At 54.1% G+C, this 25,270-nt stretch carries 23 protein-coding genes; 19 read left to right on the top strand and 4 right to left on the bottom strand.

Annotated elements, in window-relative coordinates:
* The first annotated feature begins 20 nt into the window (after nt 1-20).
* The 11 genes from MOTHE_RS10020 to MOTHE_RS09975 all read left to right on the top strand — a co-directional run bounded on the left by MOTHE_RS10020 (nt 21) and on the right by MOTHE_RS09975 (nt 11,622).
* Complete coding sequence (locus tag MOTHE_RS10020) at nt 21-359, top strand: hypothetical protein (protein WP_162490082.1); 339 nt, start codon at nt 21-23, stop codon at nt 357-359.
* A gap of 749 nt (nt 360-1,108) precedes the next feature.
* On the top strand, nt 1,109-2,308 hold the full coding sequence (locus tag MOTHE_RS10015) for a S8 family peptidase (RefSeq protein WP_011393523.1): 1,200 nt from the start codon (nt 1,109-1,111) through the stop codon (nt 2,306-2,308).
* Nucleotides 2,309-2,565: 257 nt separating this feature from the next.
* Nucleotides 2,566-3,162: a hypothetical protein gene (locus tag MOTHE_RS13930; protein WP_236683234.1), complete on the top strand. Its 597-nt coding sequence runs from the start codon at nt 2,566-2,568 to the stop codon at nt 3,160-3,162.
* Nucleotides 3,060-3,707, top strand: a complete 648-nt coding sequence (locus MOTHE_RS13925; RefSeq protein ID WP_236683232.1) for an apurinic/apyrimidinic endonuclease family protein — start codon at nt 3,060-3,062, stop codon at nt 3,705-3,707. The genes MOTHE_RS13930 and MOTHE_RS13925 overlap by 103 nt, the downstream gene beginning before the upstream one ends.
* 78 nt (nt 3,708-3,785) lie before the next feature.
* Nucleotides 3,786-5,315, top strand: coding sequence for a xylulokinase (gene xylB / locus MOTHE_RS10005; protein WP_053095037.1), 1,530 nt, complete (start codon nt 3,786-3,788; stop codon nt 5,313-5,315).
* A gap of 7 nt (nt 5,316-5,322) precedes the next feature.
* The gene (locus MOTHE_RS14035; RefSeq protein ID WP_259372343.1) at nt 5,323-5,871 is read left to right on the top strand and encodes a LacI family DNA-binding transcriptional regulator; all 549 of its coding nucleotides are present in this window, start codon (nt 5,323-5,325) and stop codon (nt 5,869-5,871) included.
* A complete protein-coding gene (locus MOTHE_RS14030; protein ID WP_162490163.1) occupies nt 5,820-6,368 on the top strand; it encodes a substrate-binding domain-containing protein in 549 nt (182 codons plus the stop codon). Before MOTHE_RS14035 ends, MOTHE_RS14030 begins: the two co-directional genes overlap by 52 nt.
* Nucleotides 6,365-7,657: a DUF4380 domain-containing protein gene (locus MOTHE_RS09990; RefSeq protein ID WP_011393519.1), complete on the top strand. Its 1,293-nt coding sequence runs from the start codon at nt 6,365-6,367 to the stop codon at nt 7,655-7,657. Before MOTHE_RS14030 ends, MOTHE_RS09990 begins: the two co-directional genes overlap by 4 nt.
* A 59-nt stretch (nt 7,658-7,716) precedes the next feature.
* Nucleotides 7,717-8,814: a D-xylose ABC transporter substrate-binding protein gene (gene xylF, locus MOTHE_RS09985; RefSeq protein WP_162490081.1), complete on the top strand. Its 1,098-nt coding sequence runs from the start codon at nt 7,717-7,719 to the stop codon at nt 8,812-8,814.
* A gap of 98 nt (nt 8,815-8,912) precedes the next feature.
* The gene (locus MOTHE_RS09980; RefSeq protein ID WP_053095019.1) at nt 8,913-10,427 is read left to right on the top strand and encodes a xylose ABC transporter ATP-binding protein; all 1,515 of its coding nucleotides are present in this window, start codon (nt 8,913-8,915) and stop codon (nt 10,425-10,427) included.
* Nucleotide 10,428: 1 nt separating this feature from the next.
* On the top strand, nt 10,429-11,622 hold the full coding sequence (locus MOTHE_RS09975) for a sugar ABC transporter permease (protein ID WP_011393516.1): 1,194 nt from the start codon (nt 10,429-10,431) through the stop codon (nt 11,620-11,622).
* A gap of 319 nt (nt 11,623-11,941) precedes the next feature.
* On the opposite strand, the gene MOTHE_RS09970 is transcribed toward MOTHE_RS09975, so the two are convergent.
* The 3 genes from MOTHE_RS09970 to thiM form a co-directional block, all read right to left on the bottom strand.
* Nucleotides 11,942-12,286 (bottom strand): cupin domain-containing protein, encoded by a 345-nt coding sequence (locus MOTHE_RS09970; protein ID WP_011393515.1) that lies wholly within the window; start codon nt 12,284-12,286, stop codon nt 11,942-11,944.
* 145 nt (nt 12,287-12,431) lie between these two features.
* Complete coding sequence (locus MOTHE_RS09965) at nt 12,432-13,850, bottom strand: FMN-binding glutamate synthase family protein (protein ID WP_011393514.1); 1,419 nt, start codon at nt 13,848-13,850, stop codon at nt 12,432-12,434.
* A gap of 166 nt (nt 13,851-14,016) precedes the next feature.
* On the bottom strand, nt 14,017-14,820 hold the full coding sequence (gene thiM, locus MOTHE_RS09960) for a hydroxyethylthiazole kinase (RefSeq protein WP_011393513.1): 804 nt from the start codon (nt 14,818-14,820) through the stop codon (nt 14,017-14,019).
* A gap of 171 nt (nt 14,821-14,991) precedes the next feature.
* Here thiM and MOTHE_RS09955 point away from each other — a divergent pair, with 171 nt between their 5' ends.
* Nucleotides 14,992-15,564, top strand: a complete 573-nt coding sequence (locus MOTHE_RS09955) for a spore coat protein (protein ID WP_011393512.1) — start codon at nt 14,992-14,994, stop codon at nt 15,562-15,564.
* 209 nt (nt 15,565-15,773) lie between these two features.
* On the opposite strand, the gene MOTHE_RS09945 is transcribed toward MOTHE_RS09955, so the two are convergent.
* A complete protein-coding gene (locus tag MOTHE_RS09945; protein ID WP_162490080.1) occupies nt 15,774-16,352 on the bottom strand; it encodes a hypothetical protein in 579 nt (192 codons plus the stop codon).
* A gap of 137 nt (nt 16,353-16,489) precedes the next feature.
* Between MOTHE_RS09945 and pcrA the strand changes: the two genes are divergently transcribed.
* The 7 genes from pcrA (at nt 16,490) to gatB (ending at nt 25,261) form a co-directional block, all read left to right on the top strand.
* Nucleotides 16,490-18,658, top strand: coding sequence for a DNA helicase PcrA (gene pcrA, locus MOTHE_RS09940; RefSeq protein ID WP_053095266.1), 2,169 nt, complete (start codon nt 16,490-16,492; stop codon nt 18,656-18,658).
* A 156-nt stretch (nt 18,659-18,814) separates the two neighbouring features.
* The gene (ligA, locus tag MOTHE_RS09935; RefSeq protein WP_053095010.1) at nt 18,815-20,815 is read left to right on the top strand and encodes an NAD-dependent DNA ligase LigA; all 2,001 of its coding nucleotides are present in this window, start codon (nt 18,815-18,817) and stop codon (nt 20,813-20,815) included.
* A gap of 216 nt (nt 20,816-21,031) precedes the next feature.
* Entirely contained in the window at nt 21,032-21,289 is a 258-nt protein-coding gene (locus tag MOTHE_RS09930) for a ribbon-helix-helix domain-containing protein (RefSeq protein ID WP_011393508.1), read from the top strand.
* Entirely contained in the window at nt 21,267-21,728 is a 462-nt protein-coding gene (locus tag MOTHE_RS09925; protein ID WP_201776955.1) for a PIN domain-containing protein, read from the top strand. Before MOTHE_RS09930 ends, MOTHE_RS09925 begins: the two co-directional genes overlap by 23 nt.
* Nucleotides 21,729-22,065: 337 nt before the next feature.
* The gene (gene gatC / locus MOTHE_RS09920) at nt 22,066-22,350 is read left to right on the top strand and encodes an Asp-tRNA(Asn)/Glu-tRNA(Gln) amidotransferase subunit GatC (RefSeq protein ID WP_011393506.1); all 285 of its coding nucleotides are present in this window, start codon (nt 22,066-22,068) and stop codon (nt 22,348-22,350) included.
* A gap of 17 nt (nt 22,351-22,367) precedes the next feature.
* Nucleotides 22,368-23,831, top strand: a complete 1,464-nt coding sequence (gene gatA / locus MOTHE_RS09915) for an Asp-tRNA(Asn)/Glu-tRNA(Gln) amidotransferase subunit GatA (protein ID WP_011393505.1) — start codon at nt 22,368-22,370, stop codon at nt 23,829-23,831.
* Nucleotides 23,831-25,261, top strand: coding sequence for an Asp-tRNA(Asn)/Glu-tRNA(Gln) amidotransferase subunit GatB (gatB, locus tag MOTHE_RS09910; RefSeq protein WP_011393504.1), 1,431 nt, complete (start codon nt 23,831-23,833; stop codon nt 25,259-25,261). The genes gatA and gatB overlap by 1 nt, the downstream gene beginning before the upstream one ends.
* Nucleotides 25,262-25,270 lie beyond the last annotated feature (9 nt).

The raw sequence follows: 25,270 nt of genomic DNA, 5'->3' as shown, positions 1-25,270 counted from the left end.
TAATCGATGGGGTGAAGCCGATGAGCGTTGATCTGGAGACCCTGCGCCAGCGCCTGATGGAAGCGGCCATGAACGGAATTTCTCCCGGCCAGGTATTTAAAGAACTGGGTATTACACCCGACAACCCTCAGGTTCTGCAGGCCCTAATGGCCCAGGCCGGTTTTGACCTGAATACCCTTTTTCCCGATGGCCAGGTAGATATGCCCGGTATGGTCAACAACCTGACCAAAGACCTGAGCCCCGAGGTCAAACAGCAGCTCTCCCAGGTGATCCACGGCCTGGCCAGTGAAATAAACAACGGCCAGCCATTGCCGCCGGATGTTGAAGAATTTCTTAAAGGATGGGGTAACAGTGATTAGCAAGCAGGCCCCAAGAAAGCACGCCCATTAATACATGAATTTTTCTTATCCCCGAAGGACGGGGAGGGTGGGTCAGGCCCGGCGACAAACCCGGGGTCGAGCCCAGGTAGCAACCTGCTTTTGATCTCACTTTTCAAACGTACTGAGTTTTCCCTCCTCGCCTTTGCTATTCCCACGCCGATGCCACCGGGCAACTGATAGTTTGAGGATTAAGGAGTTATGAAGAAGCAGCTATTACCTGGCTCAAGCAGTAATAGCTGTTTCTTTTATAAAAAAACCGGCCCCGGGTCTTTCCGACCCGGGACCTTTATATAAAAACCCCGGCGGGGCCGGGGTTTTCCCGCTCAAGCATTGGCGGCATTGAGGGGGATTAGGAAGAAAATAAAGAAGATGGGGATGATGATAATCGGGATTATGAAAATAAATATCCACCAAAAGTTAAAGTCATGGTTGCCCACTAATAATCCCTCCTATTTAGCGTTTAACGGAAAGAGGAAGAACAGGAAGAAGAAGGGGATAATAATGATGATGGGAATAAGGATGATAATAAACCACCAGAAGAACTCTTGCGTCATTAGAATAGCCTCCTTTCCTTTTTGGGGAACCCTTTCTAGACCTAGCATATGCAGGTTGGATGATAGTGGTTAAAGGGAGGGAGAAAAATTCTTGCGGTTGACCAGGTACCTCCAGGAGAACCCCTGCATAGGATGCAGCATAATCATGATATCTAATTCCTGGAGGGATTGTCCGTGTGGCCGGTTTTACTGGCTTATTATACCGGCGTAGCGACGGCGGCAGGTGCCATGATCGCCTGGTCCGGCAACAAAAAAGTAGGTAAGCGGAAGATTATCCTTTTTCACCAGGAGAAACCCCTACCCAGTTGCCGCGCCCTGTTGCAAAAGAGGGGCGGCCAGGTATTAAAGGAATTACCCCTGGTGCATGCCCTTGTGGCCCGACTACCTGCAAAGGGAAAAGTAATTGAAGAACTGGGTTTACACCCTGACATTCGCCTGATTGAAGACGATTTTGAAGTTCACACGGTGGAGTTGCCGGCCGCCCGGATACGGCAGGAGAAACAGATAGTTCCTTGGGGCGTTGAGCGCATCGGCGCTCCGAGGGCCTGGCAGGTGGCTGCCGGGGAAAAGGTGAAGGTGGCGGTCCTAGACACAGGCCTTGATGCCGGGCATCCCGACCTGGCGGCCAACGTCCGCGGTACCCAGAATATAAAATTTCCCGGCTGGCGGGCCGGAGACGGGAACGGCCACGGTACCCATGTAGCAGGGATTATTGCCGCCCTGAACAACAGCTTCGGGGTGGTAGGGGTTGCGCCCCGGGCCGAGATTTATGGAGTAAAGATTTTTAACCGTCAAGGTGACGGTTATATATCCGATATCGTAGCCGGCCTGGACTGGGCGCTAAAAAATAAGATGCAGGTAGTAAACATGAGCTTTGGCACCAGCCAACCCAGCCAGGCCCTGGAGGAGGCCGTCCGCAAATGTGTCCAGGCGGGAATGGTGCTGGTTGCGGCGGCCGGAAACGAAGGCAGGGACGATAGTGTTCTATATCCGGCCCGCTATCCGGGGGTCATCGCCGTTTCGGCCGTCGATAAGAAGGATAACCTGGCCAGCTTTAGCAGCCGGGGAACGGAGGTAACGGTCACTGCTCCCGGAGTCGATATCCTATCTACTTACCCGGGGGGCAAATACCGGACTATGAGCGGAACTTCCATGGCCTGCCCCCACGCCGCCGGGGTGGCGGCCCTGATTCTGGCCCAGGATAGGCGCCTATCCGGCCGGCAGGTGGCCAGGATAATCTGCCGCACGGCCATTAAGTTACCCGATCTGTCACCCCGGGAACAGGGGGACGGTTTGGTCAACGCCACCGCCCTGGCGGCCGTAGCCCGCTTTATTGGGGAAACGGGAACGGCAGGCGAGGAGTCGGTCGGCTAAAAGAGTTACTAATTCTAGGTTTTGGAGTAAACGACCGTTGGCGCGGTCGTCTCTTTTTTTGTACCGTAAAATTTTTTTAAAAAAATATTAAGAACCAGCAGGAATTTAACTGAAAGTGGAGAAATATATAGGCGTATCGGAACCGATTTCGGAAATATCCCACCAGCAATCTAATGACGCACTGAAATGACTGCAAAATCTGTCCAGAACCGATTTCGGTAGAAGACATTCTTTTAAGCTAGAAAAGAGGAGGAACCATGCAAGATTTAAGCTACCAGGCCACCCGCCGCTCGCCGGAAGAGTTGATCAGGCACTTGCAGAACTTTGAGCTCAACCTCCGCTTCTCAGCCGGAATTTGGTTTTTTTCCGGCAGCAACAGCCGCTTCCATATCCGCTACGGCCAAGAAATGAGCATTGAGGAACGCTTGGAGAAATTCGCCAGCCTGAAGGAGTACGGGCTGGAGGGTATCGAGGCCCATTACCCCAATGAGATTAACGAACATAACCTGCCGCTTTATAAGGATTTTTGCCGGGACACCGGCATGAAGGTGGTCACCGTTGTACCCAACCTTTTCTATGAAGAACAGTACTGCTACGGTTCTTTATCGTCGCCCCTTCCGGCTGCCAGGCAGTCCGCCATCCAGCGCGTTAAAGAAACGCTAGAAATAAATAAGGAACTGGGGACAGAGTCCATGTTGTCTGGCCGGGTATCGACGGTTACGAAAATCCTTTCGGTATCGATTTCAGCGAGATGCGCCGTCGGTTCGCCGCCGGCCTGGCAGAAGCTATGGACGCCGTACCGGGAATTAGGGTGGCGATGGAGCCCAAGCCCTACGAACCCCGGGGCAGAATAATCTATGGCACCACACCGGAAGGAATTCTCTTGGCGGAAAAAGTAGAAGGATTGTTACAAAATCCTGTTAACAAAGAACTGCTGCAGCAGGGTTATACCCTGCTGGGACTCAACCCGGAAATCGGCCACGTCATCATGGGTTATGAAGACCTGCCCTATGCCTTGAGCCTGCCCCTGGAATACGGTCGCCTGGTGCATACCCATTGGAACAGCCAGCCCCTGGGTAATTACGATCAGGACCTAAACGTCGGTGTAATCGCGCCCGAACAGGCCGAGGCCGCCCTTTACGTCTTGAAGATGCACGGTTATCAGGGGTGGTTCGGTCTGGATATCAATCCGGAGCGGATGCCGGTGGAAAGGGCGGTTATTAATAGCATGGATGCCATCCGGGCCATGAACGACCGCATCAACAATCTCGATCACGAGCTGGTAGTTGCCTGCGTCCAGGACCCGGAACGTTATACCGGTTACTTAGAAGCTCTCCTTATCCGGGCCCGGGCTAGAAACCCTGAGATCCTCAGCCCCTTAAGCCTCCAAGGAGTATAATCCGCCAGTAATTTTAAAACAGTTACCGGACGACGACTTCCATTTCAGCATAGACGTTTTCAGAAGGGAAAAGGAATTATGCCGTATCTTCTCGGGATTGATATCGGTACTTCGGGCACCAAAGCCCTCCTGGTGGAGGAAACCGGCAGGGTTGTAGCTTCTGCCTATAAAGAGTATCCTTTGAGCCAGCCCCGGCCGGGGTGGGCCGAGCAGGATCCGGAGGAGTGGTGGCGGGCCGTGGTGGAGGCGGCCCGGGAAGTCCTCGCCCGGAGCGGTCTGGCAGGCGGCGATGTTGCCGGCGTGGGTCTTTCCGGCCAGATGCATGGGGCGGTAGTTCTTGACGCTAATTACAGGGTTTTACGGCCGGCTATCCTCTGGTGCGACCAGCGAACGGGAGCAGAGTGCGCCTGGATGTACGAAGAAATAGGGCAAGAAAAACTCTACCGGTGGACGGGAAACCCGGTCCTGCCAGGCTTTACGGCGCCCAAGCTGGTCTGGCTTAAGCGCCATGAACCGGAAACCTATAGCAGGATACGCCATGTCCTGTTGCCCAAGGATTATATTCGCTTCCGCCTGACAGGGGAACTGGCTACCGAGGTATCTGACGCTTCCGGAACCCTGCTCCTGGATATGACCCACCGGTGCTGGTCCGGTGAGATACTGGCCGCCATGGGCCTCCCGGAGGAATGGCTGCCCCGGGTATATGAATCGCCGGAAGTAACCGGACGCATAACCCCTGAGGCCGCTGCCCTCACCGGTCTAATGGCGGGAACGCCGGTGGTAGGCGGAGGCGGCGACCAGGCCGCCGGGGCCATAGGTACAGGAGTCGTAGTAGAAGGAATTATTTCCACTGCCCTGGGTACGTCGGGTGTAGTTTTCGTCATGACCGATCGGCCCCACACCCAGCCGGGGAGCGCCCTGCATTCCTTCTGCCATGCCGTGCCGGGCAAGTGGCACCTGATGGGTGTGATGCTGGCCGCCGGGGGATCCTTGCAGTGGTTCCGTAATCAACTCGGTAGCGAGGAGGTGCGGGAAGCCGCCGTAAAGAATATCGATCCCTACGAAATGTTGACAGAACAGGCGGCTGAGGTCGGCACCGGCGCAGGAGGATTGCTGTTCCTCCCTTACCTTCTGGGAGAAAGGACGCCCTACCCTGATCCGGCGGCTAGGGGCGCTTTTATCGGCCTGACCATGCGTCACCGGAAAGGCCATCTGGTACGGGCCGTCATGGAGGGGGTTGCTTTCGGCCTGAGGGACTCCTTGGAGCTGCTCCGGCAGGCCGGGGTGAAAGTAGAGGAAATCCGGGTTTCAGGCGGCGGCGCCAGAAGCCCCCTGTGGCGCCATATCCTGGCCAGTACCTTTAAGTATCCAATAACCACGGTGAACAGCACCGACGGTCCGGCCTTCGGCGCCGCCCTGCTGGCTGGCGTGGGGGCGGGCATTTATCCTTCCGTCGAGGAAGCCTGCAGGTTGACCATTAAAGTGACCAGCCGGGTGGAACCGATAGCACCCGAAACAGATGCCTACGATAGGCTGTATGAAATATATAAATCCCTTTATCCTCTCCTGCGCGACACGATGCACGATCTGACAAAATTTACGGAGTGAAAACGATTTGCCAAATATCTCTGATGTTGCCAGAAGAGCCGGAGTATCACGAACTATGGTATCCAGGGTCCTCAACGGGAAAGACGACGTCAACGAAGAAACCCGGCGCCGGGTACTGGAGGCCATTAAGGAGCTAAACTACCGCCCCAGTGCCCTGGCCCGCAGCCTGGTGAAACAAAAGACCGATACCATTGGCGTTATCCTGTCGGATATCACCGATCCCTTCTTTTCCCTTATTATCCAGGGGGTGGAAGATGTAGCTCATAAATTCGGTTACGGCATAGTTTACGCCAGTATGCGCTGGGACCCGCAAATCAAGCATAACTATGTAAGTTTCTTGCGCAACGGGCGGGTGGACGGTCTCCTTATGATGGGCCATACAGTGGGCAATGAAGACTATGTACGGGAGATGGTAGAGGATAAGTTTCCCCTGGTCCTGGTTGAATATTGGATTGAGAATCTCAAGGCCAACTTTATATCCATTGATAACAAAGGGGGGGTTACCTGGCCACCAGGCACCTGCTGGGACTTGGGCACCGCCGCATTGCCCATGTAGCAGGGCATAAAAACGCCCGGGTATCGCAAGAACGCCTGGCCGGTTACCGCCAGGCCCTGGAGGAAGCCGGCAGGCCCTACGACGAAAGCCTGGTAGTTTACAGCGATTTTACCACCGAAGGAGCCATACCGGTTGCGAAAAAACTATTATCCCTGCCTGAGCGGCCGACAGCCATCTTTGCGGCCAACGACCTGATGGCCTACGGCGTCATCCATGCGGCCCGCGAACTGGGATTAAGGGTTCCAAAGGATCTGGCGGTGGTCGGCTACGACGACATCGAGCTGGCTTCCCTAGTAACACCACCCTTAACAACCATCCATCAGCCCCGCTATGAAATCGGCTCCATGGCCGCCTGGTCCCTGATCCAGCAGATCGAGAATAAAGAAATGCAGCCGACGGTAACAGAGTTTAAGACGAGCCTGGTAATTCGGGAATCCTGCGGCGCTGTTTTCCGGCGCGGCGACCAGGGGTATGTAGAAGGAGGCAAGCCGGCATGAATCCTTGCTGGTGGCGGGAAATAGATTTCCGTGGCTGGAATGGGGCTGTCGAGTTCGGAAATGACCTGATCCGGGTGGTTATGGTCCCGAACCTGGGTGGAAGAATTATGGCCTACGATCTTGGTGATTATTCCTTTCTTTACGTTAATAAAGAGTTAGAGGGTAAACTTTTCACGCCCGAAGAAAATTACGGTGATGGTTCCATTGCCGCCTGGAAGAATTACGGTGGCGATAAAACCTGGCCAGCACCCCAGGGGTGGGATACCGAGGAAGAATGGCACGGGCCGCCGGACCCGGTACTTGACAGCGGGGTATATACTGGGCGATGGCTGGAATGCAGCCCGGAAAAAGTAAGCTATGAAGTGGAGAGCCCGCCGGATCCCCGCACGGGAATTAAGCTCTTTCGTAAGGTTACTATCCGGCAGGACAGCAGCAAGCTGTGGCTGGAGCTGAGGATGAAGAATATCAGCTCCCGGCCAGTGGCGTGGAGCATCTGGAATGTAACCCAACTGGATACGCGGTTGAGGAATGGCAAAGGGTATGATCCTAATTGTCGCCTTTATATACCATTGAACCCTGTGAGCAGGTTTGCAAAAGGATACCGGGTAATCTTCGGCGAAGAAGATAACCCGCAATGGGGCCAACGGGAAGGCAATGACCTCTTAGTAATACCTTACCTATTTTACGTCGGTAAAATTGGCGTCGATTCACCGGTGGGTTGGATGGCTTTTGTCAATGATACTGAAGGCTATACCTGGTGCCTGCGCTACCCCTACTATCCGGAAGAGAAAGATGCATATCCCGACGGGGGTTGCTCGGTAGAATGCTGGACGGTGGGTCGCGGTGTAGTGACCGGTAAGGATTATTCCCAGGAGACCGGTTATCATATAGAGGCAGAAGTACTGGGGCCAGTAAGAAAGCTTAAACCAGGTGAAGAGCAGTTTTTAGAACTGGAAATGGGGGTAGCGAAAGGGGGCGGTAGATTTAAAAAAGTCACAGCAGGGGGTTATATTATCATGGGAGGTGGTGCCAGGTTAGAAAAAGGGAAATTAATAATAAATCTTTCTGGCGGTGTTTTTTATAAAGGAAGGTTGCAGGTAGTTGTAACTGATGCCAGGCATAACGTTATTTTGCAACAAGATTTAGGAGAAGTATCTCCCCACGAAGAGGTAAAAGTTAACCAAAAAATAGATCTTCCATTTTCCAGGGTAGTTTTTCCATCCCTGCAAGCTCATTTAATCATTGACCATCCGGGGGGTATGGATGAATACTACCTAGCGTACCTCTAATTCTAAGAAAAAGATAAATCTGTCTTTAATTCTAAATGTGAAAAGGGGGAGCTTTAAGAGTGCTAAAAAAGAAGGCTACCAGGATAATTGCCTTGGCTGCAGTTTTAATCCTGCTGGCTATGACCCTTATAGGTTGCGGTCAAGGCGGAAATTCGAGCAAAAATGGAGGTAATCAGGGCGCTTCGGCTAAAAATGGCGATAAGATAAAGATAGGTCTCTCAATGGATGATTTACGCCAGGAACGCTGGCAGCATGATAGAGACTTGTTTGTTGCTAAGGCCAAAGAACTCGGAGCTGAAGTACTGGTACAATCAGCAAACGGTGATGATGCTACCCAGCTTTCCCAGGCTGAGAACCTCATTTCCCAGGGTATTAATGTCTTGGTTGTAATACCCCATAATGGAGACGCCATGGCCCCTATTGTCGAAGCAGCGCATAAAGCCGGGGTAAAAGTGCTGGCATATGATCGTTTAATAAGAAATGCAGATGTAGATCTCTATATTTCCTTTGATAATGTCCGCGTTGGTGAATTGCAGGCAGAGTACCTGACCAAAAAGGTTCCTAAAGGTAAATATTTCCTTATGGGTGGATCGCCTACAGACAACAATGCAAAATTATTTAGACAGGGACAGATGAATGTTCTTAAACCACTTATTGATAAGGGAGACATTAAGGTTGTTGGCGATCAGTGGGTTAAAGATTGGCTGCCGGAAGAGGCCATGAAGATTATGGAAAATGCCCTGACTAGCAATAATAACCAGATTGATGCTGTAGTCGCATCTAATGACAGTACTGATGGGGGAGCTATTCAAGCTTTAGCTGCCCAGAATCTAGCTGGTAAAGTGGCTATTTCTGGCCAGGACGCAGATCTTGCTGCCTGCCAGTGTATTGTTGAAGGAACTCAATCTATGACTGTTTATAAACCTATTACGACTCTGGCTACCCGGGCGGCGGAGGTTGCGGTGGCGCTGGCCAAGGGTGAAAATATTGGGGCTAATAATAAAGTAAATAACGGGAAAATAGATGTACCCTCAGTGTTACTGACACCCATTATGGTGGATAAAGATAATATGGTCCAGACGGTAATTAAAGATGGTTTCCATAAACTTGAAGATGTTTATAAAAACGTCCCCAAAGAAAAGTGGCCTAAGCAATAGGCAATCAATTAATTCAATTAGGCAAGAGGCCACCGTATGGCCTCTTGCCTGTTAAATTTAAACAAACGCCGAGTCTATTGGGAAAGAAGGGGTCTATTATGGACCACTATATTCTAGAAATGCAGGAAATTACAAAGCAATTTCCCGGCGTCAAGGCTCTAGACAAAGTTGATTTTAAGGCCAGGAAAGGTGAAATACATGCTTTATGTGGCGAAAATGGGGCTGGTAAATCTATTTTAATGAAAGTCCTTAGCGGTGTATATCCTTATGGCACCTACCAGGGAGAAATTTTGATTAACGGTCAACCCCAAAAGTTCTACACCATTAAGGATTCAGAAAGAGCCGGGATAGCCATTATTTACCAGGAGCTGGCTTTAGTTAGCGAATTATCTGTTGCGGAAAACATTTTTCTGGGCAATGAGCCTCTGCATCACCACTTAATTGATTGGGATAAAATGTATATAGAGGCAACGAAATGGCTCAAAGAGGTTGGCCTGGATGTCAGCCCGGGAACTAAAATTAAAAACCTGGGTGTAGGGCAACAGCAACTAGTTGAGATAGCCAAAGCTTTAGCGAAGAACGCCAGCATTCTTGTTCTAGATGAACCTACTGCCGCTTTGACAGAAGCTGAAGTAGAAATTCTGATGCATATTTTACACCAGCTAAAAAGTAAGGGAGTAACATGTATTTATATATCCCATAAGTTAAATGAAGTCTTTGCAATTGCCGATAATATTACTGTCCTTCGTGATGGTAGAACCATTGGTACGGTGAAAAAAGACGAAACGAGTCAAGATAAGATCATAACAATGATGGTTGGCCGGGAACTGAACAGGCTTTTTCCCTATATTAACCATAGTCCCGGAGCAATTACTTTGGAGGTTCGTAACTTTAGCGTCTACAACCCAGATAACCCCCGCAAAAAAATAGTAAAAGATGTTAACTTTTATGTCCGCAAAGGGGAAGTCCTGGGTATTGCCGGACTTATAGGATCGGGTCGTACGGAACTAGTTACTAGCATTTATGGTGGTTATCCAGGAAAAAATGAAGGAGAAATATGGCTGGATGGGAGAAAGATAAAAATAAAGAATTCTGAAGATGCCCTTTCGAATGGGATTGCTCTCGTGCCGGAAGATCGCCGGCGTCAAGGGCTGGTACTGGATATGGATATCTGCAAAAATATAACCCTTGCCAGCTTAAAAAGATCATATAATATTATGCTTAACGAAAGCGCGGAAATTAGAGATGCGGAATTCTTTGTTGATAAATTGAAAATAAAGAGCCCCTCTGTAGAAGCTCGTGTGGGAAACTTGAGTGGTGGGAATCAACAAAAGGTAGTCCTGGGTAAAGCCCTGATGACTAACCCCAGGGTTCTAATTCTTGATGAACCAACGCGGGGTATTGATGTGGGGGCTAAATATGAAATATATAATCTAATTAATAGTTTAGTTAGTCAGGGTGTAGCCATAGTTATGGTGTCATCCGAGTTACCTGAGATATTGGGTATGAGCGATCGTATTTTGGTGTTATGTGAAGGTAGAATAACTGGCGAGTTTTCCCGTGAAGAAGCTACAGAAGAAAAAATAATGGCCTGTGCAACTGGAGGTAAGTAAAGTGTTTAATCTTATTAAAACTATTTCCCCTGCAGAAACGGTACAATCTAAACCTAAAGCGAATGGGTATTTAAGTAGAATAGATATACGCGCTTATACAATGATATTAGCCTTATTGGGTATATGGGCTATTTTCACTTATACTACCCAGGGTGCTTTTTTGACTTCCCGTAATCTATCAAACCTCTTCAGGCAGATGTCAATTACCTCTATTTTAGCGATAGGTATGGTCTTTGTAATAGTAGCCGGTCATATTGACCTTTCCGTAGGTTCTCTCATGGGACTTACTGGAGGGGTAGCGGCAATTTTACAGGTCTGGTATGGTTGGCAGACCATTCCTGCTATTTTTATAAGCTTTTTAATTGGTCTGCTGGCCGGCTTATGGCAGGGCTGGTGGGTTGCCTATAAAAAGGTGCCTGCTTTCATTGTCACCCTGGGCGGTATGATGGTATTTCGGGGAATTCTAATAGGAATTAGTCATGGCGAAACAGTTTCGCCTCTCATGGATAGTTTTAAACAAATAGGCCAATCCTATGTACCTGAAAGTACAGGCTTCTTATTAGCATTCCTGGGTATTATTTATGTGATCTATGTTACTGTAAAGCAACGGTATACTAGAATTAAGTATGGTTTTACTGTGCCTTCTTTAGCTCTGGAAATAATGCGTACCATTTTTTACGCCTTTCTCATTGGCCTTTTTGTCTATCTAATGAATGATTACCAGGGTATACCTGTACCTGTCCTAATCGTAGTGGCGATGGCATTTATTTTTACGGGTTTAGCAACGAAAACTCGCTTCGGGCGTTATGTCTACGCAATTGGTGGTAACAGTGAAGCAGCACGTTTATCCGGTATTAATATTCGATATAACATCCTGGCCGTTTTTGTTATCAGTGGGTTAATGGCTGCCTTAAGCGGTATCCTGTTAACTGCAAGATTAAACGGTGCTTCAGTAGCTGCAGGGCAAAATGCTGAGCTTGATGCCATTGCAGCGTGCGTTATAGGTGGTACAAGTCTTATGGGTGGTACAGGTAGTATTGGTGGGGCGATGATAGGAGCACTTGTTATGGCCAGTTTAGATAATGGCCTGAGCATGATGAATACCCCGACCTTCTGGCAGTTTATAGTTAAAGGTTTGATTCTTGTGCTGGCGGTATGGATCGATATCGCAACTAAAACAAGGGCTCAAAATTGATCGAAACAGACTTTAAGTGCCCAATTAGTTGCGATGCCCCGCATATGTAATAAGCTTGGATATAAATTATATGTGCTTATATCCTAACTTGGAAGGAAGCCGGAAGTCTTTTCCATAGTTGCCTGGGTTGCCGCCCGCGTTGCAGGCAAATACGGGGAACAGAAGGCGTAGAAATTAGGATTTGGCCGGGGCAGGTCGCTGGTGTTGTGCAGGCTGGTAGGGAGAGGCAATCAGGACAATGGGAGCTTAACGAGGTAAAAAGAGAGAGCCGCCATAATGACTGGAGGGTATTATGGCGGGATTTTTTTGCCTGGCTCTCTCAAGACCGGATCATGGTCAGGATCATTTTAAAATTTGTTAGCGCCCGCAGGGCATGGGGCTGGTTGGCGGGCATGATTACGGCTTCTCCCGTCTTTACATGGAGAGGTTTACCGGCGATGGTAATCTCCACTTCCCCGTCGAGTACGTGGACCAGGGCGTCGTAGGGTGCCGTATGTTCGCTCAGGCCCTGGCCGGCGGCGAAGGCAAAAAGGGTTACCGTCCCGGCCTTTTTATCAATAATCGTCCGGCTGACGATAGAGCCCTCCTGATAATCGACCAGCTCGCTTAAAATGGCTGCCCGGGCGTCAAGGGGCCTGCTCCCAGCTTGCTCTTTGTCTTGCATTATTTCATGCACCTCCAGGTTGTTGTTATATTTTACTGGTTATTATACCACCGGGAAGGGGCGAAAAAAATACGGAGGATTTGAACCTGGCTGGTGACGGTAATAGCCAGGCCCATAATCTGTTTGGCAAAATATACCATCTATATCAGGAGGGAAAGCAACTCCTGGCCCGGGCCGCCAGGGGGATGCCTAAAGCCCTGGCGGTAACGGGGTCCAGGGCGGCCAGGTCGGACTTGTCGACCTGTTTGACGGATTTCTTGCCCAGGGCGCGTACGCCTTCCATGATTTCGGCGTTGCAGGACCATAAGAAATTGGCGAGATTGTGGGCCGCCCTGTCTTCATCCAGCTGATCCTGGTAGCGGCCCTGGGCAAAGACAACCTGGACCGGGGGTTCCCAGGGCATGGCCTTTAAGACCTGGGTGTGGGTGAGGGCGAAGAGGGCTATGGTACCGATGTAAACGGCGTCGGCACCCAAGGCCAGGATTTTTAAAAAGTCGCCCGGGGTAACCAGCCCGCCGCCGGCTATCAGGCTCACTCTGTCCTTTACCCCCTGTTTTTTTAGAAAAGTAGCCGCACGGTTGACGGCATAGACCGTGGGCACGCCAAAGTCATCCTGGACGATGGGCGGTGAGCCCTTGGATGCCGCCCCGGCTCCATCGATGGCAATAAAGTCGACGCCTGCTTCCAGGAGGATGGCCAGGTCCTTCTCCAGGTCATTGCCGGCGCCGATTTTAGCGCCAATGGGAACGCCCCCGGTCAGGTGGCGTAACCTGGTGACGAGGGGGGGCAGGTCTTTTTTAGGGTCTTTTATACCGGGCATACGGGCATGGGTGACAGCCGCCTGGCCGGGCTTGATCCCCAGGAGGCGACGACCTTTGGTAGGTATCTCGCCGTAATTGGTGCTGTGGCCCAGGCCACCTATGGCTGCCTGGCCGAACTGGATTTCTACCATGTCGGCCTGTTTGAGTATACGGGGGTTGTGGTTCCAGCCTCCGCGGTTGTACTGGACGATAAGGTGCCTGGCAGCCTGCCTCTCGGAAGGCAAGAAAGGCCCTTCACCGGTATTAGTGGCGGTACCGGCCAGGCTGGCTCCTCTCGCCAGGGCTATCTTGGTCTTTTCGCTTAAGGCCAGCCCGTAGGCCATGCCGGAGATGATGATCGGCATGCTAATATTAAGGGGCTTGGCCGCCCGGGGCCCCAAGGTTACCTTTGTATCAACGGGAACACCCTCTTCAACAGGAAGCCTGGCCAGCTGCGCCAGGTTAAAAACAAGGCCGTCCGTACCGGGGAAACGCCGGGGGCTGCCAAAGGGCCTCTGGATGAGTTTCCCCTGCTGAGCCCGTAAATTGGTCTCGACAATTTTCTGGAGACCGGTACGGTTTGCGGCCGAGACAAATTCCCAGAAATTCTCTTCATAAGGATCGGTCATCACGGTTTTAAGGAAAGAATCGTGAATGCGGTTCAGCAGGGGGCGGCTGAAAAGCCATAGCCCCAAACAGGTCAGGCCGGCCGAACCCAGCGCTACTTTCCAGAGGTTGGTATTCCCGGTTTTTCGATTTCCCATTAAGCGCTCCGTTCCTTGATGGATGAATGTATTATCAGTATCTCCCTCAAGGCGAAAATTATAGGTGCCGCCAGGAGTTGTCCGCGGTTTACCGCTACTTCCCTGTTTTCCTTTGACCAGCCGGGTTTTTAACTGGTCCAGGTAATAGCACCTGTTCCGGAGCCTTTTACAAAAGGCGTATTTTTACTCCCCGGGCGAGTTCTTCGCCGGCTAAATTATAAAGTGTATCCAGGAGGGCTACCTGGAAGCTGGCCGGACCCTGGCTAACTGCAGCCGCCCTTTCTGCCGCCAGCCCATAATAGGCGAGGGCAGCGGTACTGGCCGTTACGCCATCTTCCTCCACGGCCCGGAAAGCGGCAATTATCGAGGTGGCAGAACAGCCGGTACCGGTAACAAAAGTCAGCAGCGGGTGCCCGTTGTCCACGGCAATCAAGCGTTCTCCGTCACTAATGTAATCGGTAGCTCCCGTAACCGCTACCACAGTATTTAAATCCCTGGCTACTTGCTTGACCATTTCTGCCACCCGGGCAGGAGCCCCTGCGGCATCTACTCCTTTGGTATGCCCGCCAAAACCGCCTATGCTGGCTATTTCCGACGCATTGCCGCGCAAGATGTCGATATGCAATTCCTTGATAATTTTTTGCGCCGTCCGGGTGCGGAAGGGCGTAGCCCCGGCTCCTACAGGATCGAAAACTACAGGGATGCCGGCATTATTGGCTGCTTTACCTGCCAGGAGCATCGCTTCTACTACATCTCCCGTCAAGGTTCCCATATTCAATACGACCGCCTGGGCCAGGCGGGCCATATCGGCTACTTCTTCCCTGGCATAGGCCATGACTGGCGAGGCGCCAATCGCCAGTGTAACATTGGCCGTAAGATTAGTTACAACTAAATTAGTAATATGATGTACTAGCGGCCGTTGTTCATGTACCCTTTGTCGTCTCGAAGCCACCTGTTCTCCCCAGTTCATAATTTCCTTCCTTTCAACGAACTTTTTAACTTGTTGCACTTTAGTATACCATAATGTGGGCGTTGTTCACAGCTCGTCTAAAACCGGGCCACATAATTTCCTCCCAAAACGGAGATAATCATTGTCAGGTAACCTCTTCGCCAAAAATTATTTTCAGGAGGAGATTTACACATGGCCGCTCAGTACGGAGCCCACGAGGTAATGGAGGTTCACGAGGTTTTAAGCGATACCATCGACGGTATCAATCAATTCCAACTCTACCGCCCCCACACCAGGGACCAGCAGCTCCGGGGTATCCTGGATAAGCAGATTCAATTCATGACCCAGGAATACAACAATATGGTTCAGACTATCAACCAGCGGGGTATGGGCCAGGCGGTGCCCTACCGTCCCGTAAGGACCGCCAGCCCGGTGTACGGTCTGGACAATCCGGGTACCCTGACGCCAAATTCCTCCTTAAACGAGATGGACGACCGGGATGTGGCCAGCGGCATGCTGGGGTGCCACAAGTCTTCGGCCACCATGCGAATGATAGCCGCCCTGGAGTGCGCTGACCCCGAACTGCGGCGTATAATCCAGCAGGGGGCTATCAATTGTGCCGAACAGGCCTACGAGGTGTGGCAGTATATGAACCAGAAGGGGTATTACCAGGTGCCGACGATGCAAGAAATGACCACCAGCACCATGATGAATACTTATTCCCCGGCAACTATGGGGGAAGTAAGGCCCCACCAATTCCAATAACTAAAATGCCTGTTTACGGGTAGATTGATAAATGATATACCCCTGGAGATATTTAATACTCCAGGTCTTTTTATATCCGGCCTGGTGCAGGAAGTCCGGAACAGCCAGATAGGCTAGCAGCCCCGACTGGCGAGCAGTAGCTGTACTGCCCTGGCTGGTGCTTTCTGCGCCTGGAGAGGAGAATACCACATAAAGAAGGAAGCCCTGGCTTAGCCGGGGCTTCCTTTGCTGATGGGCGGGTTGAGGTTCATTTTTAAAAGTTGAGCCAGCATGCGTCCGGTAAAGGTTTGAAATTCCGGGGTCTGGATGAGGTTCCACATTAGCTGAAGGGAGGAAGCAGGCAGGGGCATACCGGCAGGGGCACCGGTATCGCCGGCCGTTTTAATCCCCATCTCCGCTTCCAGGGTGCTTTTCGTTACATTGAGGATGTTGTCGGCTGTGGTGATGCCCATATCAGCATAGCTGAGGAAGGTGCGAATCCTCTCGATCCAGCCCTGGAGCTGGGCCAGGAACTGGTCAATACTACCATTCAGGAGGGCTTCCTGGAACAGGGCCTGGCTGCGGGCAGCCAGGGTCAGGGGCTCTCCCCGGGGCCGGGGATCGCCTGCGGCTCCTTCCTGTCCAGGTTCATCACTGCTGTCCTTAAAGAAGCCGAAGGTGCCTTCCGTCTCCTGCTGGCTACTGCTGACTTCAAGGAGGCAGGAGTCTACTTCCGGTTTTTCTTGACCTGGCGGGTCGTTGCTTAACCGGGCTTCCATCTTTTTAAGCCGGGTTTCCATCAGTTTCACCCCTCATTTTTCAACCTGCTGCATTATATGCATTACCTTCCTGGAAGGGGAAAAAGAAGGCCGTTTCCTTGCAGGTTTTTTGGCTGCCGGGGCGAATATAACCAGGGCTTAGGAGTGTGAAGGTATTGGCAGATTTTATGGCTTTACTCAATGGTCCCCAGCAGGAGGCCGTCAAGCACCGGGGCACACCCCTCCTGGTCCTGGCCGGAGCCGGCAGCGGCAAGACCCGGGTCCTTACTTACCGGGTGGCCGCCCTGATTCAGGAAGGTGTTCGCCCGGAAAACATCCTCGCGGTTACCTTTACCAATAAAGCGGCCCAGGAAATGAAAGAACGCCTGGAGGGCCTGGTAGGGGAGGCGGCCCGGGGCCTCTGGGTCAGCACCTTCCATTCAGCCTGTGTCCGCATTCTGCGGCGGGAGGCCCACCTCCTTGGTTATCGGCCGAATTTTGTCATCTACGATACCGACGATCAGCAGGCGGCCCTTAAAGAGGTCTTAAAAGAGTTAGACCTGGATGATAAAAAATATCCGCCTCGTTCCCTGGCTCAGGTCATTAGCATGGCCAAGAACGACCTTAAGACACCGGAGCGTTTCCTGGACGGCGCGGCCACCTTCCGGGAGCAACAGCAGGGGCAGATTTACCGCCGTTATCAGGAGAAGCTGCGGGAATTAAACGCCATGGACTTTGACGATCTTATCATGCAAACGGTCTTTCTCTGGCAGCAGAATCCCCTGGTATTACGTTACTACCAGCAGCGCTGGCAGCATATCCTGGTGGACGAATACCAGGATACCAACCACGCCCAGTACATCCTGGTGCGTCTCCTTGCCGGTAAAGGGGACAACCTCTGTGTCGTCGGCGACCCGGATCAGGGTATCTACGGCTGGCGGGGAGCTGATATCGGTAACATACTGGCCTTTGAGGAGGACTTCCCCCGGGCCCGGGTGATTCTCCTGGAAGAAAACTACCGGTCCACCCGGCCCATCCTCCAGGCCGCCAATGCCGTTATCCAGCATAATGAGGGGCGCCGGGAGAAACGCCTCTGGACACGGCGGCGGGAAGGAGAGCTGTTGCACCTGTACCGGGCGACTGACGAGCGGGATGAGGGGCGGTTTATCGCCGGCGAGGTTTACCGCCGGCACCAGCAGGAGGGGCGGCCCTTCAGCGACTTTGCCGTCCTCTACCGCACCCATGCCCAGTCGCGGGCCCTGGAAGAGGCCTTTATCCAGGCCGGTGTCCCCTACGAGATTGTCGGCGGCCTGAAGTTCTACCAGCGCAAGGAGATTAAGGATATCCTGGCCTATCTGCGGGTAATTGCCAACCCGGACGATAGCCTCAGCCTGTTGCGGATTATCAACGTCCCCCGGCGGGGTATCGGCGAGGCCACCCTGGCCAGGCTGGAAGCCGCCGCTACCAGTGAGGGGGAGAGCCTTTACCGGGTCCTGGAGCGGGTGGACACCATCCCCGGCATCCCGGCCCGGGGCCGGCAGGCACTGCGGGAACTGGTGGAAATGCTGGATAACCTTCGCCAGCAGCAGGAAAAAATAACGGTGACGGACCTGGTGGCTACCATCTTGCAAGAGACGGGTTATCAAGCAGAACTGGAGGCGGAGCGGACTCCTGAGGCCCAGGCCCGGCTGGAGAACTTGAAGGAATTCCAGACGGTGACCCGGAGCTACGACCAGGGGGCTCCGGAATCATCCCTGGGAGATTTCCTGACCCAGGTAGCCCTGGTGGCGGAGAGTGACACCTATAGCGGCAATGCCGCGGTGGCCTTAATGACCATGCATACGGCCAAGGGACTGGAATTCCCGGTGGTCTTCCTGGCCGGCCTAGAAGAGGGGGTTTTCCCCCATTTTCGCTCCCTGGACGACCCGGCGGAGATGGAAGAAGAACGGCGACTCTGCTATGTGGGCATGACCAGGGCCAGGGAGGTCCTGTATCTCACCCATGCCTGGACGCGTAACCTTTACGGTAGCACCATGAGCAATCCTCCCTCCCGGTTTCTGGATGAGATACCGGCCGACTTGATCCAGGGCGAAGGAACCGGCCTGCGGTCCGGGGTCCTTAGCCGGACCAGTGAGGAACGGGATGACCGGGGCCGATCAACCCGGCGCCAGCCGGCACCGGCAAGGAGCACCCGGGCCTCCTGGCAGGTGGGGGACAAGGTCCAGCATGACGCCTGGGGCCTGGGCGTCATAGTAAAGATCAGCGGCGAAGGCGATGATGCCATCATCAGCGTCGCCTTTCCCGGGCGGGGCATCAAGCAACTGGCCCTCCGCTACGCCCCGATTAGGAAGGCTTAAGTACGCGTAACCCTATGGGAGCTCTTTATGGAGACGCGCCGCTGCTATCCTGGGAAGTTCAGTTTTCAGGAGTTGGCAGAGAGCCGTTGGGTAACTATTTGCGTGGTGGGACATAGCAGCGGCTGCACAGGAAATATTATCTCCGGGGGAATAGGTATGGATTTAGCTGCTGCCCGGCAACGGGTGGAAGAATTGCGACGCCTGATCGAAGAACATAACTACCGCTACTACGTCCTCGACCAACCCTCGATCAGCGACCGGGAATACGACGCCCTGATGCAGGAACTCATAGCCCTGGAGGAGGCTTACCCCGAACTCCGGACCCCGGACTCCCCCAGCCAGCGGGTAGGGGGTGCACCCCGGGAAGAGTTCAACCAGGTGCGCCATCCCCAGGTACTGCTGAGCCTCAACGACGCCTTTAATGAAGGCGACCTGCTGGAGTTTGACCGTCGCGTCCGGGATTTGGCGGGCCGCCCGGTGGAATACGTCATCGAGGCTAAAATTGACGGCCTGGCTGTAGCCCTCACCTACAGGGACGGCCTTTTTACCCTGGGCGCCACCCGGGGAGACGGCCAGGTGGGAGAGGAGGTCACTGCGAATCTCAAAACCATTCCCGCCCTGCCCCTGCGCCTGCGCCGGCCACTGCCTTTTCTCGTGGTCCGAGGGGAGGTCTACATGCCCAAGGTCGCCTTTACCGCCCTGAATGCCGCCCGGGAGGAAGCCGGGGAACCCCTCTTTGCCAACCCCCGTAACGCGGCCGCCGGTTCACTGCGCCAGCTGGACCCGAAAATAACGGCCAGTCGCAGCTTGAGCCTCTTTGTTTATCAGGTAATCAGCCTTACCGGGGCGGAAGTTGCCACCCAGGCCGGGGCCCTGGACTTCCTGGCGGAGCTGGGCTTTCCCGTCAACCCTTACCGGGTCGTGGCCCCGGACATTCAGGCCGTCCTGGAGGAGGTAAAAGCCTGGACGCCGGAAAGGCGGGCGAGTTTACCCTATGAAATCGACGGCCTGGTCATCAAGGTCAACGACCTGGCCCTTCATTCCATCCTGGGGGCGACGGCCAAAGCCCCCCGTTGGGCTATGGCCTATAAATTCCCGGCTGAACAGGCCACCGCCAGGGTGGAGGGGATTATCCTGCGGGTCGGGCGCACGGGGGTTCTGACCCCCACGGCCGTCCTCACCCCGGTCCGCCTGGCCGGAACCACCGTTAGCCGGGCCACTTTACATAATGAAGATTATATCCGGGAGAAGGACATTCGCATCGGCGATACAGTCATTGTTCAGAAGGCCGGCGATATCATCCCGGAGGTGGTGGCTGTTATACCGGAGCGGCGTACCGGGTCGGAAGAGGTCTTTACCATGCCGGAGCGCTGCCCGGCCTGCGGGGCTGCGGTAGTGCGGCCGCCGGGGGAGGCGGCCCACCGCTGCACCGGCGGTCTGGCCTGTCCGGCCCAGGTCCTGGAGGGGATTATCCACTTCGCTTCCCGGGGGGCCATGGACATCCAGGGCCTGGGTCCGGCCATCGTGGCCCAGCTCCTGGAAGCCGGCCTCATCCACGACGCCGCCGATCTCTATTATTTAAAGGAAGAAGACCTGTTAAAACTGGAGCGCTTCGGCCAGCAGTCGGCCAGCAATCTTCTGGCAGCCATTGCTGCCAGTAAAAAGCAACCCCTGGAACGCCTCATCTTTGCCCTGGGTATCCGTAACGTCGGTCAGCGGGCGGCCCGGGTCCTGGCCGATCATTTCGGTTCCCTGGATAAACTGGCCGCGGCCACGGTAGAGGAATTGACCGCCCTGCCCGATATCGGCCCCCGTATTGCCGAGAATATCCGGGAGTTTTTTGGCGAACCCCGGAACCGGGCCGTACTGGAAAAGCTTAAAAAGGCCGGGGTGCGGCTGGAGGCTTTGAATGCAGCAGCCCCGGCCGGACCCTTAACCGGCAAGGTCTTTGTCCTCACCGGCACCTTGCCGGGTATGACCCGCCAGGAAGCGGAGGAACTGATCACCAGGGCGGGGGGTAAAGTCAGCAGCAGTGTGAGCCGGAAAACAGACTATGTAGTCGCCGGTGAAAAACCTGGCTCCAAGTTAGACCGTGCCCGGGAACTGGGAGTGCCGGTAATCAACGCGGATGGGTTGCGACAACTCTTGCGCCAGTAATCCTTTTGGGAGGCCCCGCGTTTGTTGCTTTATGCCGGCATACTCTTCGGCGGCGTCCATTTCACCGAGCGTTAGGTAAAGGGGCGGGGAGATGCAGCAAAAATGGTATCTAAAAGATCGGGTAATACCCTTAACGAGGAACCACGTTGGAAACAAGCCTGGTTGATGCCACCTGACAATGTATAATATAATGTATATACGAAGGGGGCGATAGGCATGGAAAGGATGATCCGTAAACAACTATATCTAAGTCCTGATCAAAACTTTATTCTCAAAGAGACCGCCAGGGAAATGGGGATAACGGAAGCGGAATTAGTCCGCCGGGCTATTGATAGGCATATTGATACTTTTAAGTGGCAAAAGAAAGACAGTAAAGCTTGGGATAAGGAAAGAGAGTTTATCCAACAATGGATTAAACAAGGGCCGGTTAATGGCAAGCGCACATGGAAGCGTGAAGACCTGTATGAGCGCTAAAATATTTGTTGATACCAATGTAATGGTCTATGCCTATGATCGTTCCGAACCAGAAAAACAAGAAAAAGCCTTACAGGTACTTGAGTTTTTAGCAAAGAGAAGAATTGGCGCCATTAGTGCCCAGGTGCTAGCTGAATTTTTTGTGACCGTCACCCGTAAAATACAGCAACCCCTAACAGCAGAACTGGCTTATCAGCGGGTCCAAAACTACCTTGCTTCCTGGACGGTTCTTGATTTGACAGGCTTAATTATTATTGAAGCGTCCCGGGGTGTTCGCGAATATCAGCTATCTTATTGGGATGCCCAAATTTGGGCAACGGCCCGCTTAAACCAAATTAATATTGTTTTGAGTGAAGACTTTAATCCGGGTTCTACTTTGGAGGGCGTTTCTTTTGTTAACCCGTTTGACGGGGATTTTAGCCTGGAATCCGTGATCTAAATCTCCATCTTCTTGGTAGACGGGTTAAAGCAGCTATTGCGCCGCTAACGATTGGCCGCTAAAGATGGGGGGGGGTTAGAGAATGATACCCATAAGGATTTTCGCCGTTTTACCCTTCCTGGTGGCCCTGTTTTTCGCCGTAACCGGTTTGTTCCAGTGGCTCTATCACTATGCCGGAGGTGTTTAATTTAAAAAAGGTCACTTTCTGGCAGGCCCTGTGGTTGTTGCTTATTCTCGGTATTCTTTTCGGCGGTGCATGACGACGGCTCAACATTGCCGTCAGCCAGCCTCTTTGCTATAATTAGGCAGAAAGTACGCTGGAAAAGGTGGTTAAAGTATGCCCATTAGCACTGCAGAAGTCGAGCATGTGGCCCTGCTGGCCCGTCTGAAGCTCTCTCCGGAGGAAAAGACGGCCTATACCGAGCAGCTCAATGCCATCCTGGAGTATATGGATAAATTAAACGCCCTGGATACCAGGGACGTGGAACCCACCGCCCACGTCCTGCCCCTGCGCAACGTCTTTCGCGACGATTGTGCCCGGCCCGGACTGCCCCGGGAGAAAGCCCTGCAGGGGGCTCCCGAAGTTAGCGAAGGCCAGTTTAAAGTACCGCGGGTAGTATAGGCCGGGAGGTAGAAAAGATGGAATTATATTACTTAACAGCCCATGAATTGAGCGACCTGTTGAACCGTAAGGAAATCAGCTCCGAAGAAGCCACGGCGGCCATCATTGACCGGATTGAAGCCGTCGACGGCCGGGTCCAGGCTTATCTAACCCGGACGGCGGAACAGGCCCTGGAAGAGGCCCGGGCTGTGGATGCCGCCCGGGCCCGGGGTGAAACCCTGGGACCCCTGGCCGGGGTGCCCATGGCCCTGAAGGACAATCTCTGTACGGAGGGGGTGCGGACCACCTGTTCGTCCCGGATGCTGGCAGACTGGGTGCCTCCCTATGACGCCACCGTGGTCCGGCGTCTTAAAGAGGCCGGGGCGGTGATGCTGGGCAAGCTCAATATGGACGAGTTCGCCATGGGTTCTTCCACGGAGAATTCCAGTTTCTTCCCCACCCGGAATCCCTGGGACCTGGAGCGGGTGCCGGGAGGTTCCAGCGGCGGCGCCGTGGCGGCGGTGGCTGCCGGCGAAGCCTATTTCGCCTTAGGGTCGGATACGGGCGGTTCCATCCGCCAGCCGGCTTCCTTCTGTGGCGTCGTGGGGATGAAGCCCACCTACGGCCGGGTATCCCGTTACGGCCTGGTGGCCTTCGCCTCCTCCCTGGACCAGATCGGCCCCATTACCCGCGACGTCACCGATTGCGCCCTGGTCCTGGAGGCCATTGCCGGGCATGACCCCCTGGATTCTACGTCCGCCGATCTGCCGGTGCCCGATTACCGGTCGGCCCTGAAGCCGGAAGTGAAAGGCCTGAAGATAGGCGTTCCGCGGGAGTATTTCGGCGCTGGCATGGAACCGGAGGTGGCGGCCATTGTCCGGCGGGCTATTGCCAAACTGGAGGAACTGGGAGCCGTTTGTGAGGAAACCTCCCTGCCCCATACCGAGTACGCCCTGCCGGCCTATTACCTGGTGGCCCCGGCCGAGGCCTCGTCCAACCTGGCCCGTTATGACGGCGTCAGTTACGGCCTGCGGGTGCCGGGCAAGGATATTATCGAGATGTACATGAATACCCGCAGCCAGGGTTTCGGCCCCGAGGTCAAACGGCGGATTATGCTCGGCACCTATGCCTTGAGCTCGGGCTACTATGATGCCTATTACCTGAAGGCCCTTAAGGTACGAACCCTTATCCGCCGGGACTTTGAAACGGCCTTCGAGAAATACGATCTCCTGGCCACGCCTACCTCCCCGACGGTGGCCTTCCGCCTGGGTGAAAAGGCGGGAGACCCCCTGGCCATGTACCTGTCCGACCTGTGTACCATCCCTATTAACATGGCCGGGCTACCGGCCCTGTCTTTGCCCTGCGGTTTCAGCCAGGGACTACCCGTCGGCCTGCAGCTGATTGGTCGGCCCTTTGCCGAGGCCACCCTGTTGCAGGCAGCTTATGCCTTTGAACAGAGTACGGAATACCACCGGCGGCGGCCGGAACTGGGGGTGGCGTAATGGAATACGAAGCTGTAATCGGCCTGGAAGTCCATGCGGAACTGAAGACGGCTTCCAAGGCTTTCTGTAGCTGTAGTACGGCCTTTGGCGGCGAGCCCAATACCCACGTCTGCCCTGTTTGCCTGGGGCTGCCCGGGGTATTGCCGGTTATTAACCGCCAGGTGGTTGAGTTCGGTCTGAAAACGGCCCTGGCCCTCAACTGCCGGGTGGCGCCCTTCTGTAAATTCGACCGCAAGAACTACTACTACCCCGATCTCCCCAAGAACTACCAGATTTCCCAGTACGACCTGCCCCTGGCTACCGGCGGCTACCTGAAGATCAACGTCGACGGCCAGGAGCGGGTAATCGGTATCACCCGGGTGCATATGGAAGAAGACGCCGGCAAACTCGTCCACGTGGACGGACCCGGCGGGGGTTACTCCCTGGTGGACTACAACCGCACCGGCGTACCCCTGCTGGAAATCGTCTCCGAGCCGGACCTGCGCTCTCCGGCGGAGGCCCGGGCTTATATGGAAAAGCTCAGGGCCATCCTCCAGTACCTGGACGTTTCCGACTGCAAGATGGAAGAGGGATCCTTGCGCTGCGACGCCAATGTCTCGGTGCGGCCCCGGGGTTCTCAAACCTTCGGCACCAAGACGGAAGTAAAGAATATGAACTCCTTCCGCGCCCTGCAGCGGGCCCTGGAGTACGAGATTGAGCGCCAGATTGCCATTCTGGAGGGCGGCGGCCGGGTCGAGCAGGCGACCATGGCGTGGGATGAAAGCCGCGGGGTAACAACCGTTATGCGGACCAAGGAGCAGGCCCACGACTACCGCTACTTCCCGGAACCGGACCTGGTACCCCTGGAAATCGACGCCGCCTGGATCGAACGGGTACGCCGGGAGCTTCCGGAGCTGCCCGATGCCCGTTGCCGGCGTTTAATGGATACCTTCGGCCTGCCGGCCTACGATGCCGGGGTGATAACCAGCTCCCGGGACCTGGCCGACTACTTCGACCGGGTAGTGGCCCGGTATCCCGATGCCAAGGTTGTCAGCAACTGGATCATGGGCGACTTCTTACGGCTGTTAAACGCCCGGAACCTTGAGCCCGGCCAGGCGCCGGTACCACCCGAGGAACTGGCAGACCTCCTTGAGTTGCAGAAGGAAGGCACCATCAGCGGTAAGATCGCCAAGCAGGTCCTGGAGGAGATGTTTGCCAGCGGCAAAGGCGCCCGCCAGATTGTCCAGGAAAGGGGCCTGGTCCAGATCAGCGACACCGCCGCCCTGGGGAAGATTGTCGACGAGGTGCTGGCAGCCAATCCCAACGTGGTGGAGGACTACCGCAACGGCAAGGAAAAGGCTCTGGGCTTTCTGGTGGGCCAGGTAATGAAGGCGACAGGGGGGAAAGCCAACCCCGGCCTGGTGAACAAGCTCCTTAAGGAAAGGTTATAGGGAGGCCTG

This window comes from Moorella thermoacetica, assembly GCF_001267405.1.
In the GTDB taxonomy this organism is placed as follows: domain Bacteria; phylum Bacillota; class DSM-521; order Neomoorellales; family Neomoorellaceae; genus Neomoorella; species Neomoorella thermoacetica.
This window is presented reverse-complemented; position numbering and strand designations above follow the sequence as displayed.

Bases quoted from the DNA above. Each gene is read 5' to 3' on its own strand.
- gatC (WP_011393506.1), top strand. From the start codon at position 22,066: ATGCCCATTAGCACTGCAGAAGTCGAGCATGTGGCCCTGCTGGCCCGT.
- MOTHE_RS09990 (WP_011393519.1), top strand. From the start codon at position 6,365: ATGAATCCTTGCTGGTGGCGGGAAATAGATTTCCGTGGCTGGAATGGG.
- MOTHE_RS13930 (WP_236683234.1), top strand. From the start codon at position 2,566: ATGCAAGATTTAAGCTACCAGGCCACCCGCCGCTCGCCGGAAGAGTTG.
- xylB (WP_053095037.1), top strand. From the start codon at position 3,786: ATGCCGTATCTTCTCGGGATTGATATCGGTACTTCGGGCACCAAAGCC.
- MOTHE_RS09930 (WP_011393508.1), top strand. From the start codon at position 21,032: ATGGAAAGGATGATCCGTAAACAACTATATCTAAGTCCTGATCAAAAC.
- gatB (WP_011393504.1), top strand. From the start codon at position 23,831: ATGGAATACGAAGCTGTAATCGGCCTGGAAGTCCATGCGGAACTGAAG.
- thiM (WP_011393513.1), bottom strand. From the start codon at position 14,820: ATGAACTGGGGAGAACAGGTGGCTTCGAGACGACAAAGGGTACATGAA.
- pcrA (WP_053095266.1), top strand. From the start codon at position 16,490: ATGGCTTTACTCAATGGTCCCCAGCAGGAGGCCGTCAAGCACCGGGGC.
- MOTHE_RS09955 (WP_011393512.1), top strand. From the start codon at position 14,992: ATGGCCGCTCAGTACGGAGCCCACGAGGTAATGGAGGTTCACGAGGTT.
- MOTHE_RS10020 (WP_162490082.1), top strand. From the start codon at position 21: ATGAGCGTTGATCTGGAGACCCTGCGCCAGCGCCTGATGGAAGCGGCC.
- ligA (WP_053095010.1), top strand. From the start codon at position 18,815: ATGGATTTAGCTGCTGCCCGGCAACGGGTGGAAGAATTGCGACGCCTG.
- MOTHE_RS09980 (WP_053095019.1), top strand. From the start codon at position 8,913: ATGGACCACTATATTCTAGAAATGCAGGAAATTACAAAGCAATTTCCC.
- gatA (WP_011393505.1), top strand. From the start codon at position 22,368: ATGGAATTATATTACTTAACAGCCCATGAATTGAGCGACCTGTTGAAC.
- MOTHE_RS13925 (WP_236683232.1), top strand. From the start codon at position 3,060: ATGCGCCGTCGGTTCGCCGCCGGCCTGGCAGAAGCTATGGACGCCGTA.
- MOTHE_RS09965 (WP_011393514.1), bottom strand. From the start codon at position 13,850: ATGGGAAATCGAAAAACCGGGAATACCAACCTCTGGAAAGTAGCGCTG.
- MOTHE_RS09970 (WP_011393515.1), bottom strand. From the start codon at position 12,286: ATGCAAGACAAAGAGCAAGCTGGGAGCAGGCCCCTTGACGCCCGGGCA.